The following is a 16,466-nucleotide window of genomic DNA, read 5'->3' on the forward strand; positions in this document are numbered from 1 at the left end:
TTGAGCAACCTGCGGTTAGCTTCCTAGTTTGCTCTTTGATTTTCATTGAGTATAAATCATTCAATGTAACTGAAAAATTTCTTAACGAAAGATAGAGATAAACCGAAATCAGTAGATCGTATAAAGTGAAAAGGAAGGATTTCAATATGACAAGTTTAAAATTATTAAAAGAAAAAGCACCATTGGTCATTTGTATAACCAATGATGTAGTAAAAAATTTCACAGCAAATGGATTAGTAGCACTGGGCGCCTCACCAGCCATGAGTGAGTTTCCAGCAGATTTAGAGGATTTGTTAAAGTATGCTGGTGGTTTATTAATAAACATAGGAACATTGACAGATGAAAATTGGAAATTATACCAAGCTGCTCTGAAAATTGCAGAGAAATATAATGTCCCAGCAGTTTTAGATCCTGTAGCCTGTGGAGCAGGAGAATATAGAAAAAAAGTAGCAGATGATCTAATCAACAATTATAAACTAGCTGCGATTAGGGGGAATGCTGGAGAGATTGCTTCTTTAGTAGGTATAAATGTGGCATCTAAAGGAGTAGATAGTGCTGGTGTGGATAATATTGATGAGATTGCTCTAGCAGCCAACGCTAAGTTTCATATTCCAATAGTAGTGACTGGAGAAGTTGATGCGATTGCTGTTAATGGAGAAGTGGTAACGATTCATAATGGTAGTGCCATGATGCCAAAAGTCATTGGGACAGGATGTTTATTAGGGGCAGTGGTAGCAAGCTTTATCGGACTAGAAAAAGGTCAAGAATTGAAATCATTAGAAACAGCAATGTTGGTTTACAATATCGCTGGAGAAATGGCAGAAAAACGTCCAAATGGACATCTTCCTGGAACATTTAAAGTTGAATTTATGAATGCCTTATACGAGATTTCAGATGAAGATGTAAAGGAATTCAAAAGAGTGAAGTAAAATGTTTCATAAAGAATTACTAAAACTATATTTTATTTGTGGAACGGCTACTTGCCAAGGAAAAGATCTATATAGAGTCGTTGAGGAAGCCTTAAAAGGTGGTATAACCTTATTTCAATTTCGTGAAAAAGGTGAGGGAGCCTTAGAAGGTAAAGAAAAAGTCGAAGTAGCAATTAAACTACAGGATCTTTGTAAAAAATACAATGTTCCGTTTATTGTTAATGATGATATTGATTTGGCGATGGAAATTGACGCTGATGGCGTACATGTAGGACAAGATGACCTTGGAGTTGATGAAATTAGAAAATTGATGCCAGATAAAATAATTGGTCTTTCTATAAAAAACGAGAAAGAATTTCAACAGTCAAAAGTTGAATATGTAGATTATGTTGGTGTTGGTCCTGTATTTGATACCCAGTCAAAGGATGATGCTGGAGGTGCTATAGGTTATGAAGGTCTTAAATTGATGAGAAAACTATTGCCACAAATGCCCTTAGTTGCAATTGGTGGGATACAGACGCAACATATTAAAGACATTATGAAGACTAATATGGATGGTGTTTCAATCATTTCAGCAATATCGTATGCAAAAAATATAGAAAAAACTGTTCGGGAAATGAGTGAACAATAGGTATCTATCTAACCCAAGAAAGATCTGCTGTCTTTGAGAGTGCAAGGCTGTATTTCCAGTTCAATTTCTTGAACTAGTATAAAATGTGTGTTATAATAATCACATAATTAAATAATAAAGACATTTGGGGTGCTTTAGGCTGAGATGATACCCATTGAACCTGATACAGTTAAGACTGGCGAAGGGAAATGTGAAAAGTTTTTTTCGTATGTCGAAAAGAACGGTCTAATCTTGTAAGCTGAACTCTAATTCCTATCTGTAATTAGAGTTTTTTCTTTTACGAAACTGGATGAAGATGATATAGTAGATTGAAATAAGATGCGAACAAATCAATTAGAAAATTCAAATTAATTTCTAGAAATATTTTAGCATTCTTGTGTACTGTTCTAAATTCAATCTGCTATACAAAGTATTTAGGTCGGTCTTCTTGAGTGCCCCACTTTTCTTTAAAAAAGGAGTTTTTTATGTTGAAAAAATGGCAGTTAAAAGATGTTATCTTGCTTGCTTTCTTGTCTATCTTTTTTGGTGGGGTTTTCGTTGGTTCAGGATATGTGTATAATATTCTCAGCCTACTCTTAACACCTCTTGGTTTGCAGGCTTTTGCCAATGAAATCCTCTTCGGTCTCTGGTGTATGGCTGCGCCCATTGCTGCCATCTTTGTTCCGAGAGTCGGAAGTGCAACGATTGGAGAAGTACTAGCTGCGCTTGCTGAAGTCCTTTATGGTAGCCAATTCGGTCTAGGCGCTCTTTTGTCCGGCTTGGTTCAAGGTTTGGGAAGTGAACTTGGTTTTATCGTAACCAAGAATCGCTATGAAAGTTGGCTCTCTCTAACTGCCAATAGTATTGGGATTACGCTTGTTAGCTTTGTCTATGAATACATTAAGTTAGGTTACTACGCCTTTTCTCTTCCGTTTGTCCTTTCCTTGCTTGTGGTACGTTTTATTTCTGTTTATTTCTTCTGTACCATCTTGGTTCGTGCCATTGTCAAACTCTATTATCAGTTTGCAACTGGAGGAAAAGCATAGATGGGTCTGGAATTACGGGAGATTCAGTCCCCAATTTTTTCGGAACCGATTGATTTTACTTTTCATGAGCAAGCTTTTACCTTGTTGGTTGGGAGCAGTGGGTCTGGAAAATCGAGCCTCTTTCAAGTTATTGCCCAAGTTAGTTCTCTTCCCTATAGCGGTCAAGTACTGATAGATGGGAGCGAAGTCAGTCAGCTTTCTATCATCGAACGTGTCCAAACGGTTGGTATTCTCTTTCAAAATCCTAATCATCAATTTACCCTGGAGAGCTTGTTTGAGGAGCTGATTTTCACCTTGGAGAATATCGGCTATCACCTTCAGGAAATTGATTCTAAAATAGCAGAGGTTGTCCAGCAATGTCGTTGCAAGGACATCTTGCACCGTCCCATCCATCACTTATCAGGTGGGGAAAAGCAAAAAGCAGCGCTGGCTGTCCTCTTTGCCATGAATCCTAGGGTCTATCTATTAGATGAGCCCTTCGCTTCCATTGATCGCAAGAGTAGGATAGAGATATTGGAGATTCTAAAAGAGTTGGTCTCTAATGGGAAGACAGTTATTTTGTGCGACCATGATTTATCTGACTATAAAGCCTATATCGACCATATGGTTGAGCTAAGAGATGGACAACTAAGGGAAGTGTTTCAAATCCCTTCCTCTGAGATGACACAGGTTACTTCAAAGGAAGTTGCTTCTAGCCCGGAACTATTCCATATGGATCGAACGACTTGTGAGCTGGATAAGCGCTCCCTCTTTTCGATTATTGATTTCAGATTTTACCAAGGAATTTCCTGTATCCTGGGTGACAATGGTGTCGGGAAATCAACCCTCTTTCGGTCTATTCTTCAATTTCAAAAGTATAAGGGACGCATTACCTGGAAGGGGACAGTCCTGAAAAAGAAAAAGAGTTTGTACCGTGAACTGACGAGTATTGTTCAGGAAGCTGAGAAGCAGTTTATCCGAGTCAGTCTGCGAGAGGAACTTCAATTAGATGGACCTGATTCTGAAAGAAATCAGCGTATTCTTCAAGCCTTACGATATTTTGATTTGGAGCAGTCACTCGATAAGAGTCCCTATCAATTAAGTGGTGGCCAGCAAAAGATTCTTCAGCTCTTGACCATCTTGACTAGTAAGGCTTCCGTGATTTTGCTAGATGAACCTTTTGCAGGTTTGGATGATAGAGCCTGCCATTATTTCTGTCAGTGGATTGTGGAGGAGAGGAATCAAGGAAGAAGTTTTTTGATCATTAGCCATCGTTTAGATCCTTTGATCTCTGTGGTTGATTATTGGATTGAGATGACTAGTCAGGGTCTCAGTCATGTGAAAGAAGTGACCATTGCCAAACCACTCACATCTCAGAGTAGCAATACTCAAGGGGAGGTGAGATAGTATGGTCAAAGTAGCAACCCAGACACCAATTATCAGTCTCTTCTTGCTGATTTTATCCTTGGAAACATCTTTCATTCCTTCGATTGCTCTGAATCTTTCGGTAGTCGCATTCTGTATTCTCTTTATGCTCTATTACCGTCGATTTAAAGTATTGGCTTGGATGATTCTACTCGCCATTTTACCATCTTTTGCCAACTACTGGGCAGTTCAGTTACACGGAGATGCTTCACAGGCAGTCATGCTTGGAACGAGGGCCTTTGTGACCGTTTGTATTGGCCTTGTCTTTATTTCTTCTATTTCCCTAAAAGAGCTTCTCTTGTACTTGGCTCAAAAGGGGCTATCACGGTCATGGGCCTATGCCTTGATTGTGGTATTCAATTCCTTTCCCCTTATCCAGAAAGAAATCAAATCCCTCAAAGAAGCTTGCCTATTACGCGGTCAAGAACTACATTTTTGGTCGCCCTTGATTTACAGTAAGGTTTTGATGACGGTCTTTAGGTGGCGCCATCTTTACCTGAGAGCTCTATCGGCGCATGGATATGACGAACATGCACAGGTGGAGAATAACTATCGGACTTTTTATATTCCTAAAAAAACAAAATTAATCTACCTGCTTTTCTTTTTATTGCTTCAAACCAGTCTATTTTTATAAAGGAGTTATTATGGAATTTACAGATATTGCGATGGAATTATCCAAGGAAGCTTGGCAGGCTTCCTTTCATCATCCCTTTATTTTACAATTACAAGAGGGAAATTTAGAACCTGCCATTTTCCGCTATTACCTGATTCAGGATGCCTACTATCTGAAGGCCTTCTCGGAAATCTATCACCTTTTGGCTGATAAGACTTCAAACCAAGAGATGAAAAGGCTCTTGAAACAAAATGCTCAGGGTTTAGTGGAGGGTGAGTTATTCATCCGCCAACAATTTTTCAAGGAATTGGCAATCAGCGACCAGGAAATGGAGCAACATCCAATCGCTCCAACCTGTTATCATTACATTTCACATATTTATAGGCAATTTGCAGAGCCGAACTTAGCCATTGCCTTTGCAAGTTTGCTGCCTTGTCCTTGGTTATACCATGATATAGGCAAATCACTTAATCTTAAACCATCACCAAATCCTCTCTACCAACAATGGATTGAAACTTATATTACGGATGAGTTAGAGCAGCAGATCAGAGAGGAGGGAGCGCTGGTCAATCAACTCTATCGAGAAAGTGACGAGACAGACAGGAAAAAAATGCTAGATGCCTTCCACATCAGTGTTCATATGGAAGCCAAGTTTTGGGAAATGGCCTACCAACACCAGACATGGAAGAGCGATTTACAGTCTTTAGAAAAAGGAGAATAATAAACATGAGAAAGCACCAATTACAAGTTCACAAATTAACCATTTTATCTATGATGATTGCCCTTGATGTAGTCCTTACACCTATCTTTCGGATTGAGGGAATGGCACCGATGTCCAGTGTAGTCAATATTCTAGCAGGAATCATGATGGGACCTGTTTATGCCTTGGCTATGGCTACAGTGACAGCTTTTATCCGTATGACAACTCAAGGGATTCCACCTTTAGCTCTTACAGGAGCAACTTTTGGAGCCCTCCTGGCAGGTCTCTTTTATAAGTATGGTCGAAAATTTCATTATTCCGCTCTAGGAGAGATTGTGGGAACAGGTATTATTGGTTCTATTGTTTCCTATCCTGTTATGGTACTCTTTACAGGATCGGCTGCTAAGCTTAGCTGGTTTATCTACACTCCTCGATTTTTCGGAGCAACCTTGATTGGTACAGCGATTTCCTTTATTGCTTTTCGATTTTTAATCAAGCAGGAATTCTTTAAAAAAGTGCAGGGATATTTCTTTGGTGAAAGGATAGAATGATGCAGGAATTGATAAATCCTTTTCCTCTGGGAACGAGTTCTCTTATTCACTGTATGACCAATGAGATTTCTTGTGAGATGCTGGCAAATGGGATTTTGGCTCTGGGATGCAAACCTGTCATGGCAGATGATCCCCGTGAGGTTCTTGATTTTACTAAGCAAAGTCAGGCTCTCTTCATCAATTTGGGGCATTTGTCAGCTGAGAAGGAAAAAGCAATCCGCATGGCAGCCTCGTATGCAGCTCAAGTTTCTCTTCCAATGGTAGTAGATGCGGTTGGCGTAACGGTTTCCTCCATTCGTAAGAGCTTAGTTAAAGACCTCTTAGACTATAGCCCAACGGTCCTTAAAGGAAACATGTCAGAAATTCGAAGTCTTGTTGGCTTAAAACACCACGGCGTTGGGGTCGATGCGAGTGCTAAAGATCAAGAAACGGAGGATTTGCTTCAAGTCTTGAAAGACTGGTGTCAGACCTATCCTGGTATGTCATTCTTAGTCACTGGCCCCAAGGACCTTATCGTTTCGAAGAATCAGGTTGCTGTATTGGAGAATGGCTGTGTAGAGTTAGACTGGATAACAGGGACAGGAGACTTGGTTGGAGCCTTAACAGCTGTTTTTCTCAGCCAAGGAAAGACTGGTTTTGAAGCTTCTTGCTTAGCAGTCTCTTATCTCAATATCGCTGCTGAGAAAATAGTTGTTCAAGGACTGGGATTGGAAGAATTTCGTTACCAAGTACTCAATCAGCTTTCGCTCCTCAAAAGAGATGAAAATTGGCTAGATACCATCAAAGGAGAGGTTTATGAATAGAGAAGCACTTAGACTATATCTGGTAACCAATCGTTATCAAGATTCCGTGGAAAGCTTTCTTGCAAAAGTTGAGACGGCCTGCCGTTCAGGGGTTATCATAGTCCAATTGCGAGAAAAAAATCTCACAACCAATCAATATTATCAACTGGCAAAACAAGTCAAGGAAATAACAGATGCTTATCAGGTACCCTTGATAATCGATGATCGGTTGGATGTTTGTCTTGCGGTTGATGCAGCAGGTCTGCATATCGGAGATGATGAATTACCAGTTTCGGTAGCTCGCAAAGTCTTGGGTCCTGAAAAAATCCTCGGTGTCACCGCTAAAACGGTTAAAAGAGCTCTGGAAGCGGAGAAATCAGGTGCAGATTACTTGGGGACAGGAGCCATTTTCCCAACCACCACCAAGGAAAATGCGCCCATTACTCTGATATCGACCTTGAAAACAATTTGCCAAACGGTCGCCATTCCAGTAGTTGCTATTGGCGGCTTGACATCAGAGAATATTGATCAGCTTATGGACACGGGTATAGCTGGTGTAGCTGTAGTGCGTGATTTGATGCAGGCAGAAGATATTGAGGCAAAAACGCAAGCCTTTTTAACAAAGTTGCATGACATTATTTCCTAACTAATACTCAATGAAAATCAAAGAGTAAACTAGAAAGCTAGCCGCAGCTTGCCCAAAGCCCTGCCTTGAGGTTTTAGATAAGACTGACGAAGTCAGCTCAAAACAGTGTTTTGAGGTTGCAGATGGAAGCTGACGTAGTTTGAAGAGATTTTCGAAGAGTATAAAAACTCTCTAATTCCCTTAAAGTGGGAACTAGAGAGTTTTTTTCTTAATCTTTAAAACTTGTATGGTTGACTGGGCCAGAACCATGACCGAGTTGAGGGGCGTCTTGGATGGCTTTCGTGATAAAGGCCTTGGCCTTATCAACTGCCTGGTAAAGGCTCTTTCCCTTGGCTAGTTCAGCCGTAATCACTGCAGCAAATGTACATCCAGTACCATGGGTGTGACAGGTTTGAATTCGTGGGCTTTCCCAGACAAATTGATCATCCTTGGTAAAGAGGAAATCTTTAGCACCACCTTCGAGATGGCCACCTTTGATGACCACAGACTGAGGACCAAATTCTTTTAAAATCAGGCGACCAGCACGCTGCATGTCTTCGGGGTCATGGATTGAAAAACCAACAATCTCTTCTGCCTCAGGAAGATTTGGCGTGATAATGGTTGCAAGGGGAAGCAGGTTTGTTTTGAGATAGTCTCTAGCAACTGAGTCGATCAAGGCATCTCCGCTAGTCGCTACCATAACTGGATCTAAAACATAGGGACAATCCAGCTTTTTAAGATAGGGCTGGATGATTTCCATGATTTCGGTAGTTGCCAACATCCCAGTTTTTACAGCCTGAGGTGGAATATCAGAAAAGACACTGTCCAATTGGGCTTTCAACATTTGAGGAGAAACGTGCTCGATCAATTGAACACCTCTGGTATTTTGAGCGACAAGACTGGTTACAACAGCCATTCCATAGACATCTCTAGCTTGGAACGACTTTAAGTCAGCCATAATGCCAGCACCACCACTAGGGTCAGTACCTGCAATGGTCAAAGCAACGGGTAAATAAGTCATCTAAAACCTCCCAACCAACTGAAGTTTGTATTCTTAAGAACAAGCTAATCTGTTTCAGGAAGGCAATAGAAGACTGCTAGTCCCCATTATCATTTCCACTTCCATCAGCTAGCATTACCTAGATTGAGTCAGAGGGATCTAACAGTCGTTAATCTCAGCTTTACGCACCCCTAGTGGTTGTTTTCTTTTTTCTTTAGTATAGCATATTTTTATTGTTTATATAGTAATATTTGACTGAAAATTGTTTACTAAATAGTTAAAAATTTATTTTTAGAAGTAATAAGCATTTTAATAATTGACAATTGTAGATTTTAAGAGTATACTGACAATTGTAATCGACAAATGTAGATTTTGGAGGTGTGATGATGCAGATTTCAGATGCAGAATGGCAGGTCATGAAGATTATTTGGATGCAGGGGGAGCAGACCAGTTCAGATTTGATTAGGGTTCTGGCGGAGCGGTTTGACTGGTCCAAGTCCACAGTTCAAACTCTTTTGGCTCGTTTGGTTGAGAAAGAGTGTCTGACGAGGAAAAAAGAAGGCAAGTCCTTTGTCTATTCAGCCCTTTTAACTTTGGACCAAAGTCGGGATTTACTTGTCCAAGATATTAAGGACAAGGTTTGTTCCCGTAGGATTAAGAACTTGTTGGCTGATTTGATTACTGAATGTGATTTTACTCAGGCTGACTTGGAAGACTTGGAAGCTGTGATTTCTGAGAAGAAATCAAGCGCTGTAACAGAAGTAAAATGTAATTGTATGTAAAGGAGACGTCATGTTAAATAGTATTGTAACCATTATTTGTATTGCCCTTATCGCGTTTATCTTGTTTTGGTTTTTCAAAAAGCCTGAAAAATCTGGACAAAAGACCCAGCAAAAAAAGGGCTACCAAGAGATTCGAGTGGAAGTCATGGGAGGCTATACGCCTGAGTTGATTATTCTCAAGAAATCAGTGCCAGCCCGCATTGTCTTTGACCGCAAGGATCCTTCACCCTGTCTGGATCAAATTGTTTTTCCAGATTTTGGTGTACATGCGAACCTGCCAATGGGGGAAGAGTATGTAGTGGAAATCACGCCTGAGCAGGCTGGAGAGTTTGGCTTTGCTTGTGGTATGAACATGATGCACGGCAAGATGATTGTAGAGTAGGTGGAGACTATGACAGAAATTGTAAAAGCAAGTCTTGAAAATGGTGTTCAAAAAATCCGTATCACGGCAGACAAAGGCTATCATCCAGCCCATATTCAGCTTCAAAAGGGAATTCCAGCTGAGATTACCTTTCATCGTGTGACTCCTTCAAACTGTTATAAGGAAATTCTTTTTGAGGAAGAAGGCATCTTGGAACCAATCGGCGTAGACGAAGAGAAGACAATTCGTTTTACTCCTCAAGAATTAGGCCAACATGAATTTTCTTGTGGCATGAAGATGCAAAAGGGGAGTTATACCGTAGTTGAGAAGACTCGAAAATCTCTATCACTTTTACAGCGTTTTTGGATTACTAGTATCTTTACTGTGCCTCTTGTGATTCTCATGATTGGGATGTCGACAGGAGGAATTAGTCACCAAGTCCTGCGTTGGGGAACCTTTTTAGCCACAACACCGATTATGCTAGTAGCAGGTGGTCCTTATATCCAAAGTGCTTGGGCTAGTTTTAAAAAGCACAATGCCAACATGGATACCTTGGTTGCGCTGGGAACCCTAGTGGCCTATTTCTATAGCTTAGTTGCCCTCTTCGCTGGCCTCCCCGTTTACTTTGAAAGTGCTGCATTTATCTTCTTCTTCGTTCTTATGGGAGCCGTTTTTGAGGAGAAAATGCGGAAAAATACTTCCCAAGCTGTGGAGAAATTACTTGACTTGCAGGCTAAAACTGCAGAAGTCTTGCGTGAGGATAACTATGTTCAAGTTCCCTTGGAGCAAGTCAAGGTAGGTGACCTGATTCGAGTGCGTCCCGGTGAAAAGATTGCGGTTGATGGTGTCGTAGTAGAAGGTGTCTCTAGTATTGATGAGTCTATGGTGACAGGTGAGAGTCTGCCTGTGGACAAGACAGTTGGAGATACTGTCATTGGCTCAACCATCAATAATAGTGGAACACTTGTTTTTAGAGCAGAAAAAGTCGGTTCAGAGACTGTTTTGGCTCAGATTGTGGATTTTGTGAAGAAAGCTCAGACAAGTCGTGCGCCGATTCAGGACTTGACGGATAAAATTTCAGGGATTTTTGTCCCAGCAGTTGTCATTTTAGGGATTGTGACCTTTTGGGTTTGGTTCGTCTTGCTCAGGGATAGTGTAGTTGTGCTTGGGTCGAGCTTTGTGTCTTCGCTTCTCTATGGAGTAGCAGTTCTGATTATTGCCTGCCCTTGTGCATTGGGACTTGCAACACCGACAGCCCTTATGGTGGGGACAGGTCGCAGTGCCAAGATGGGAGTTCTCCTCAAAAATGGAACGGTTCTACAGGAAATCCAGAAAGTTCAAACTATCGTCTTTGATAAGACCGGGACTTTGACGGAAGGGAAACCTGTGGTCACAGATATCATCGGCGACGAAGTAGAAGTGCTTGGATTGGCAGCTTCCTTGGAAGAAGCTTCTCAACACCCACTGGCTGAAGCCGTTGTGAAACGAGCGAGTGAAGCTGGACTTGAGTTTCACACTGTTGAAAATTTCCAAGCCTTGCACGGAAAAGGTGTCTCAGGGCAAATCAATGGAAAACAAGTTTTGCTTGGAAATGCTAAAATGCTGGATGGCATGAACATTTCTAGCACTTATCAAGATAAACTAGAAGAACTAGAAAAAGAAGCTAAGACAGTTGTGTTCTTGGCTGTTGACAATGAAATCAAAGGCTTGCTTGCACTACAAGATATTCCCAAGGAAAATGCCAAGCTAGCCATCAGTCAGTTGAAAAAGCGTGGCCTTAAAACAGTCATGCTGACAGGAGATAATGCAGGTGTGGCGCGTGCTATTGCCGATCAGATCGGAATCGAAGAGGTCATTGCAGGTGTCTTGCCAGAAGAAAAAGCCCATGAAATTCATAAACTACAATCAGCTGGTAAAGTAGCCTTTGTTGGGGACGGTATCAATGATGCCCCTGCCCTCAGTGTAGCAGATGTGGGAATTGCTATGGGGGCTGGAACAGATATTGCCATCGAGTCAGCAGATTTAGTGTTGACAACCAATAACCTCCTAGGCGTGGTGCGTGCCTTTGACATGAGTAAGAAAACCTTTAATCGAATTCTGCTCAATCTTTTCTGGGCCTTTATCTACAATGTCGTCGGAATTCCGATTGCAGCAGGAGTCTTTTCTGGTGTTGGACTGGCGCTCACTCCAGAATTGGCAGGTCTAGCCATGGCCTTTAGTTCTGTATCTGTTCTGACTAGTTCACTCTTACTAAACTTTAGTAAAATAGACTAAAAGTAATGACTAGATTTCTTTGTTATAAAACAGGAATGGCAGCACTTTCAAAACTGTATTAGAATAGAAAGTAGAGAGTTTTGAGCAGATTTTTAGAAAAGTCAACATAAATATGATATAGTGGAATAGTAAAAATTTGGAGAACGTTTCCAATTCTATGTAATCGTATTCTCCAAGTCTAAAAAATTGAAGGAGAGTTATCACTATGACTCAAGGAAAAATTACTGCATCTGCAGCAATGCTTAACGTATTGAAAACATGGGGCGTAGATACAATCTACGGTATCCCATCAGGAACACTCAGCTCATTGATGGACGCTTTGGCTGAAGACAAAGATATCCGCTTCTTGCAAGTTCGCCATGAAGAGACAGGTTCTCTTGCAGCGGTTATGCAAGCTAAATTCGGTGGCTCAATCGGGGTTGCAGTTGGTTCAGGTGGTCCAGGTGCGACTCACTTGATTAACGGTGTTTACGATGCAGCTATGGATAACACTCCATTCCTAGCGATCCTTGGATCACGTCCAGTTAATGAATTGAACATGGATGCTTTCCAAGAATTGAACCAAAACCCAATGTACAACGGTATCGCTGTATACAACAAACGCGTAGCTTACGCTGAGCAATTACCAAAAGTAATCGACGAAGCTTGCCGTGCTGCAGTCTCTAAAAAAGGTCCAGCTGTTGTGGAAATCCCAGTAAACTTTGGTTTCCAAGAAATCGACGAAAACTCATACTATGGATCAGGTTCATACGAGCGTTCATTTATCGCTCCTGCTTTGAACGAAGTTGAAATCGACAAAGCTGTTGAAATCTTGAACAATGCTGAACGTCCAGTTATCTATGCTGGTTACGGTGGTGTTAAAGCTGGTGAAGTGATCACTGAATTGTCACGTAAAATCAAAGCACCAATTATCACAACTGGTAAAAACTTTGAAGCTTTCGAATGGAACTATGAAGGTTTGACAGGTTCTGCTTACCGTGTTGGTTGGAAGCCAGCCAACGAAGTGGTCTTTGAAGCAGACACAGTTCTTTTCCTTGGTTCAAACTTCCCATTTGCTGAAGTTTACGAAGCATTCAAGAACACTGAAAAATTCATTCAAGTTGATATTGACCCTTACAAACTTGGTAAACGTCACGCCCTTGACGCTTCAATCCTTGGTGATGCAGGTCAAGCAGCCAAAGCAATCCTTGACAAAGTGAATCCAGTTGAATCTACTCCATGGTGGCGTGCAAACGTGAAGAACAACCAAAACTGGCGTGATTACATGAACAAACTCGAAGGTAAAACTGAGGGTGAATTGCAATTGTATCAAGTTTACAATGCAATCAACAAACATGCTGATCAAGACGCTATCTACTCAATCGACGTAGGTGACACTACTCAAACATCTACTCGTCACCTTCACATGACACCTAAGAACATGTGGCGTACATCTCCACTCTTTGCGACAATGGGTATTGCCCTTCCTGGTGGTATCGCTGCTAAGAAAGACAATCCAGATCGCCAAGTATGGAACATCATGGGTGACGGTGCATTCAACATGTGCTACCCAGACGTTATCACAAACGTTCAATACGACCTTCCAGTTATCAACGTTGTCTTCTCAAATGGTAAATATGCCTTCATCAAGGACAAATACGAAGACACAAACAAACACTTGTTTGGTTGTGACTTCTCTAATGCTGACTATGCGAAAATCGCTGAAGCGCAAGGTGCTGTAGGATTTACAGTTGACCGTATCGAAGACATCGATGCAGTTGTTGCAGAAGCTGTTAAACTCAACAAAGAAGGTAAAACTATTGTAATCGATGCTCGCATCACTCCACACCGTCCACTTCCAGTAGAAGTACTTGAATTGGATCCAAAACTTCACTCAGAAGAAGCTATCAAAGCCTTCAAGGAAAAATACGAAGCAGAAGAACTCGTACCATTCCGTCTCTTCTTGGAAGAAGAAGGGTTACAATCACGCGCAATTAAATAATTCCTCTCGCCGAAAATCAAATATGAAACTTGTAGACTTTATTCTTTGATTTTCATAGAGCGGAACTTTAAAAGATCGGAGCAATCCGGTCTTTTTATGGAGGAGAGTAAATGAATTTAAATCAATTAGATATTATCGTTTCAAATGTTCCCCAAGTTTGTACTGACTTGGAGCATATATTGGATAAAAAGGCAGATTATGCTGATGATGGTTTTGCTCAGTTTACGATTGGCAGTCACTGTCTGATGTTGTCTCAAAATCATTTGGTTCCTTTGGAAAACTTTCAGTCAGGAATCATTCTTCATATCGAGGTTGAGGATCTAAATCAGAATTACCAACGTTTAAAAGAGATTGGTGTCGAGATTTTACACGGTATTTGTGAAACGGATTGGGGAACAGAGTCCTTATTAGTTAAAGGTCCTGCTGGTCTAGTGATTGATTTTTATCGTATGAAATAAGGTGCTTAGTCATTTGACGTTAACCTTAGCTATTTTTAAAACAGAAATTGAGAATACGAACTATTGAAAAGATCGGAGCAATCCGGTCTTTTTATTATAAAGAAATTGCATATAATACTCATATGCTTTCAAAAAGCATTCTAGTCCATCTCCGATTAACGATGGACTTTATCACCTCCTTCTCCAGTCCTTGTATAACATCTTGAAGTTGATTCATGATATCTTCCAATATGGGCATCAACAGCTCCATAACAATAGCGAAATTCTCGTATATAGTGACTATGGACATGTGGACCTACTCCTATTGGAGCCCAACAAGATCCCAGTTTACTGATTCTACCGAAACCAGCCTCATCTTGCTACATCAAGCGAACCTTACGAAAACGCCTACTGGTTTTAAAGCGCTTTCTTGTCTTCTTGAATTGAGATTTTATTTTTAGACGCGACAATGGTTTGAGAGTCTGCTTTCTTGGGATGTTCTGGACGTGGCCTAATATTTCGCCAACCATGGCACTTCAAGAGTTGATAAAAGGCATCACGTGTGTAGGAAGAACCTAACTCCTTTGTATAAGCCTGAAATAAGGCATCAATTGTAACAAATTCTCCTGCCTCTGCAGCCTTCAAATGACGGGCAAGAAAGGCTTTCTCTATATATGCATGGTTACGACCACCACGTGTTTCTTGAAGGAGAGAATCGAGTCCGAACTCCTCATATTTTTTTACAGTTGGCCAAATCGTTGTTTGATTACAGTCTAAAAGCTCTATAATCTCTTTATAAGATTTACCCATCAGACGAAATAGAACGATTTGAAGGCGTTTATGATATTTAGCTGTACTAGAGTCTTTTAAAAGTGTTTTGATTGTTTGGATTTCTTCTTTAGTTGATTTCATATTACTATTATATAATGCTTTTTGATTTTAGTTTAGTATTATCGTAGAAAATGGACTCGGTGCTATGGATAAACCGGATGAGAATGGTTATGTAGCAGATGACTATCGGATTACTTACTTAGAGGCCCACATCAAGGCCATGCGAGATGCCATTTACCAAGACGGGGTTGACTTGCTTGGTTATACGACTTGGAGATGTATCGATCCGGTTTCAGCTGGCACAGGGGAAATGAATAAGCGCTATGGCTTTATCTATGTAGATCGAGATAATGTAGGAAATGGGACTCTCAAACGTAGCAAGAAGAAGTCCTTCTATTGGTACAAGGATGTCATTGATAGCAATGGAGCAAGCATCGAGTAGAGCACATTTGTTTACTATTTTTATAAAATCTTCTCCCTGCTTTATAAGATGTAAAAAAGAGTTCAAATGGAACTCTTTTTTTGTTATAATGAAGGAAGAAAGATCAGACAGGAGAATAAAATGTCAGAACCATTATTTTTACAATCAGTTATGCAAGAAAAAATCTGGGGTGGAACCAAGCTACGTGATGAGTTTGGCTACGACATCCCAAGTGAAAAAATAGGGGAATACTGGGCTATCTCAGCTCACCCAAATGGAGTTTCTAAAGTTGCCAATGGTAGTTTTGAGGGAACAGATCTAGCTACTTTGTATGCAGAACACCGTGAATTGTTTGGCAATCGTCCTGAGCCTGTATTTCCGCTTTTGACTAAGATTCTGGATGCCAACGACTGGCTCAGTGTTCAAGTTCATCCAGATGATGCTTATGGACTCGAGCATGAAGGCGAGCTTGGAAAAACAGAGTGCTGGTACATCATCGCTGCGAATGAAGGTTCAGAGATTATCTACGGCCACAATGCCAAGTCAAAAGAAGAACTCCGCCAGCAAATCGAGGACAAGAATTGGGATGACTTGCTGACAAAAGTGCCTGTTAAGGCTGGAGATTTCTTCTATGTGCCAAGTGGCACCATGCATGCCATTGGGGCTGGCATCTTGATTCTTGAAACCCAGCAGTCTAGCGATACCACCTATCGCGTCTATGACTTTGACCGCAAGGACGATAAGGGCAACTTGCGTGAACTTCATCTTGAAAAATCCATTGATGTCTTAAACATTGGTGAGCCTGCAAATAGCCGTCCTGTAACTGTTAAAGCAGATGATTTGCGTTCCACTCTCCTTGTATCCAATGATTTCTTTGCAGTTTACAAGTGGGAAATTACTGGAAAAGTTGACTTCGAAAAGACAGCTGACTACAGCTTATTGAGTGTCTTAGCCGGTCAAGGTCAACTGACTGTTGACGGGAAAAATTATCCAATCCAAAAAGGCAGTCACTTTATCTTACCAAGTGATGTTGAAGCTTGGACTCTGGAAGGGCAAGGTTTGGAAGTGATTGTTAGCCATCCATAAAAAAGAAAGGGCCTGAGTTTACTACTCAAGTCC

The 16,466-nt window shown here is 40.9% G+C and carries 16 protein-coding genes, 2 pseudogenes and 2 riboswitches; of the genes and pseudogenes, 16 read left to right on the forward strand and 2 right to left on the reverse strand.

Annotated features, from left to right (window positions below):
* Positions 1 to 146 precede the first annotated feature (146 nt).
* The 9 genes from thiM to thiE (HT678_RS05850) all read left to right on the forward strand — a co-directional run bounded on the left by thiM (position 147) and on the right by thiE (HT678_RS05850) (position 7,281).
* Positions 147 to 929 (forward strand): hydroxyethylthiazole kinase, encoded by a 783-nt coding sequence (thiM, locus tag HT678_RS05810; protein WP_166735412.1) that lies wholly within the window; start codon positions 147 to 149, stop codon positions 927 to 929.
* 1 nt (position 930) lies between these two features.
* Positions 931 to 1,560, forward strand: a complete 630-nt coding sequence (thiE, locus tag HT678_RS05815; RefSeq protein WP_055386815.1) for a thiamine phosphate synthase — start codon at positions 931 to 933, stop codon at positions 1,558 to 1,560.
* A 115-nt stretch (positions 1,561 to 1,675) separates the two neighbouring features.
* Positions 1,676 to 1,764, forward strand: a riboswitch (TPP riboswitch).
* A gap of 260 nt (positions 1,765 to 2,024) precedes the next feature.
* Positions 2,025 to 2,585 (forward strand): ECF transporter S component, encoded by a 561-nt coding sequence (locus tag HT678_RS05820; RefSeq protein WP_171043597.1) that lies wholly within the window; start codon positions 2,025 to 2,027, stop codon positions 2,583 to 2,585.
* On the forward strand, positions 2,586 to 3,971 hold the full coding sequence (locus HT678_RS05825; RefSeq protein ID WP_138703457.1) for an ABC transporter ATP-binding protein: 1,386 nt from the start codon (positions 2,586 to 2,588) through the stop codon (positions 3,969 to 3,971).
* Position 3,972: 1 nt separating this feature from the next.
* Positions 3,973 to 4,623: an energy-coupling factor transporter transmembrane component T gene (locus HT678_RS05830; protein WP_138702933.1), complete on the forward strand. Its 651-nt coding sequence runs from the start codon at positions 3,973 to 3,975 to the stop codon at positions 4,621 to 4,623.
* A 10-nt stretch (positions 4,624 to 4,633) separates the two neighbouring features.
* Complete coding sequence (gene tenA, locus HT678_RS05835) at positions 4,634 to 5,323, forward strand: thiaminase II (protein WP_000397182.1); 690 nt, start codon at positions 4,634 to 4,636, stop codon at positions 5,321 to 5,323.
* A gap of 5 nt (positions 5,324 to 5,328) precedes the next feature.
* Entirely contained in the window at positions 5,329 to 5,853 is a 525-nt protein-coding gene (thiW, locus tag HT678_RS05840; RefSeq protein WP_001225551.1) for an energy coupling factor transporter S component ThiW, read from the forward strand.
* Entirely contained in the window at positions 5,853 to 6,656 is an 804-nt protein-coding gene (locus tag HT678_RS05845) for a hydroxyethylthiazole kinase (RefSeq protein WP_172924690.1), read from the forward strand. The genes thiW and HT678_RS05845 overlap by 1 nt, the downstream gene beginning before the upstream one ends.
* Entirely contained in the window at positions 6,649 to 7,281 is a 633-nt protein-coding gene (gene thiE / locus HT678_RS05850) for a thiamine phosphate synthase (RefSeq protein ID WP_138703459.1), read from the forward strand. The genes HT678_RS05845 and thiE (HT678_RS05850) overlap by 8 nt, the downstream gene beginning before the upstream one ends.
* A gap of 208 nt (positions 7,282 to 7,489) precedes the next feature.
* On the opposite strand, the gene thiD is transcribed toward thiE (HT678_RS05850), so the two are convergent.
* Positions 7,490 to 8,281, reverse strand: a complete 792-nt coding sequence (gene thiD, locus HT678_RS05855; RefSeq protein ID WP_000221735.1) for a bifunctional hydroxymethylpyrimidine kinase/phosphomethylpyrimidine kinase — start codon at positions 8,279 to 8,281, stop codon at positions 7,490 to 7,492.
* A gap of 83 nt (positions 8,282 to 8,364) precedes the next feature.
* Positions 8,365 to 8,463: riboswitch (TPP riboswitch) on the reverse strand.
* Between the two features lie 183 nt (positions 8,464 to 8,646).
* Between thiD and HT678_RS05860 the strand changes: the two genes are divergently transcribed.
* From HT678_RS05860 to HT678_RS05880, 5 genes are all read left to right on the forward strand, one after another.
* Positions 8,647 to 9,042: a CopY/TcrY family copper transport repressor gene (locus tag HT678_RS05860; protein ID WP_138703462.1), complete on the forward strand. Its 396-nt coding sequence runs from the start codon at positions 8,647 to 8,649 to the stop codon at positions 9,040 to 9,042.
* A gap of 10 nt (positions 9,043 to 9,052) precedes the next feature.
* A complete protein-coding gene (locus tag HT678_RS05865) occupies positions 9,053 to 9,424 on the forward strand; it encodes a cupredoxin domain-containing protein (RefSeq protein ID WP_138703460.1) in 372 nt (123 codons plus the stop codon).
* Positions 9,425 to 9,433: 9 nt separating this feature from the next.
* Positions 9,434 to 11,677, forward strand: a complete 2,244-nt coding sequence (locus tag HT678_RS05870) for a heavy metal translocating P-type ATPase (protein WP_138703461.1) — start codon at positions 9,434 to 9,436, stop codon at positions 11,675 to 11,677.
* A gap of 205 nt (positions 11,678 to 11,882) precedes the next feature.
* Positions 11,883 to 13,658, forward strand: coding sequence for a pyruvate oxidase (gene spxB, locus HT678_RS05875; RefSeq protein ID WP_023941447.1), 1,776 nt, complete (start codon positions 11,883 to 11,885; stop codon positions 13,656 to 13,658).
* Positions 13,659 to 13,768: 110 nt separating this feature from the next.
* Positions 13,769 to 14,116 (forward strand): VOC family protein, encoded by a 348-nt coding sequence (locus HT678_RS05880; RefSeq protein WP_054388071.1) that lies wholly within the window; start codon positions 13,769 to 13,771, stop codon positions 14,114 to 14,116.
* 118 nt (positions 14,117 to 14,234) lie between these two features.
* Here HT678_RS05880 and HT678_RS05885 read toward each other — a convergent pair.
* Positions 14,235 to 15,007 (reverse strand): annotated as a pseudogene (locus HT678_RS05885) (IS630 family transposase).
* 40 nt (positions 15,008 to 15,047) lie between these two features.
* Here HT678_RS05885 and HT678_RS05890 point away from each other — a divergent pair.
* Together HT678_RS05890 and manA are read left to right on the forward strand one after the other, a co-directional pair.
* Positions 15,048 to 15,368, forward strand: a pseudogene (locus tag HT678_RS05890) (family 1 glycosylhydrolase); the annotation flags it as partial.
* 120 nt (positions 15,369 to 15,488) lie between these two features.
* Positions 15,489 to 16,433: a mannose-6-phosphate isomerase, class I gene (gene manA, locus HT678_RS05895; protein WP_050223723.1), complete on the forward strand. Its 945-nt coding sequence runs from the start codon at positions 15,489 to 15,491 to the stop codon at positions 16,431 to 16,433.
* Positions 16,434 to 16,466 lie beyond the last annotated feature (33 nt).

The sequence above is a fragment of the Streptococcus sp. 3167 genome (assembly GCF_013277175.1).
Lineage (GTDB): Bacteria > Bacillota > Bacilli > Lactobacillales > Streptococcaceae > Streptococcus > Streptococcus pseudopneumoniae.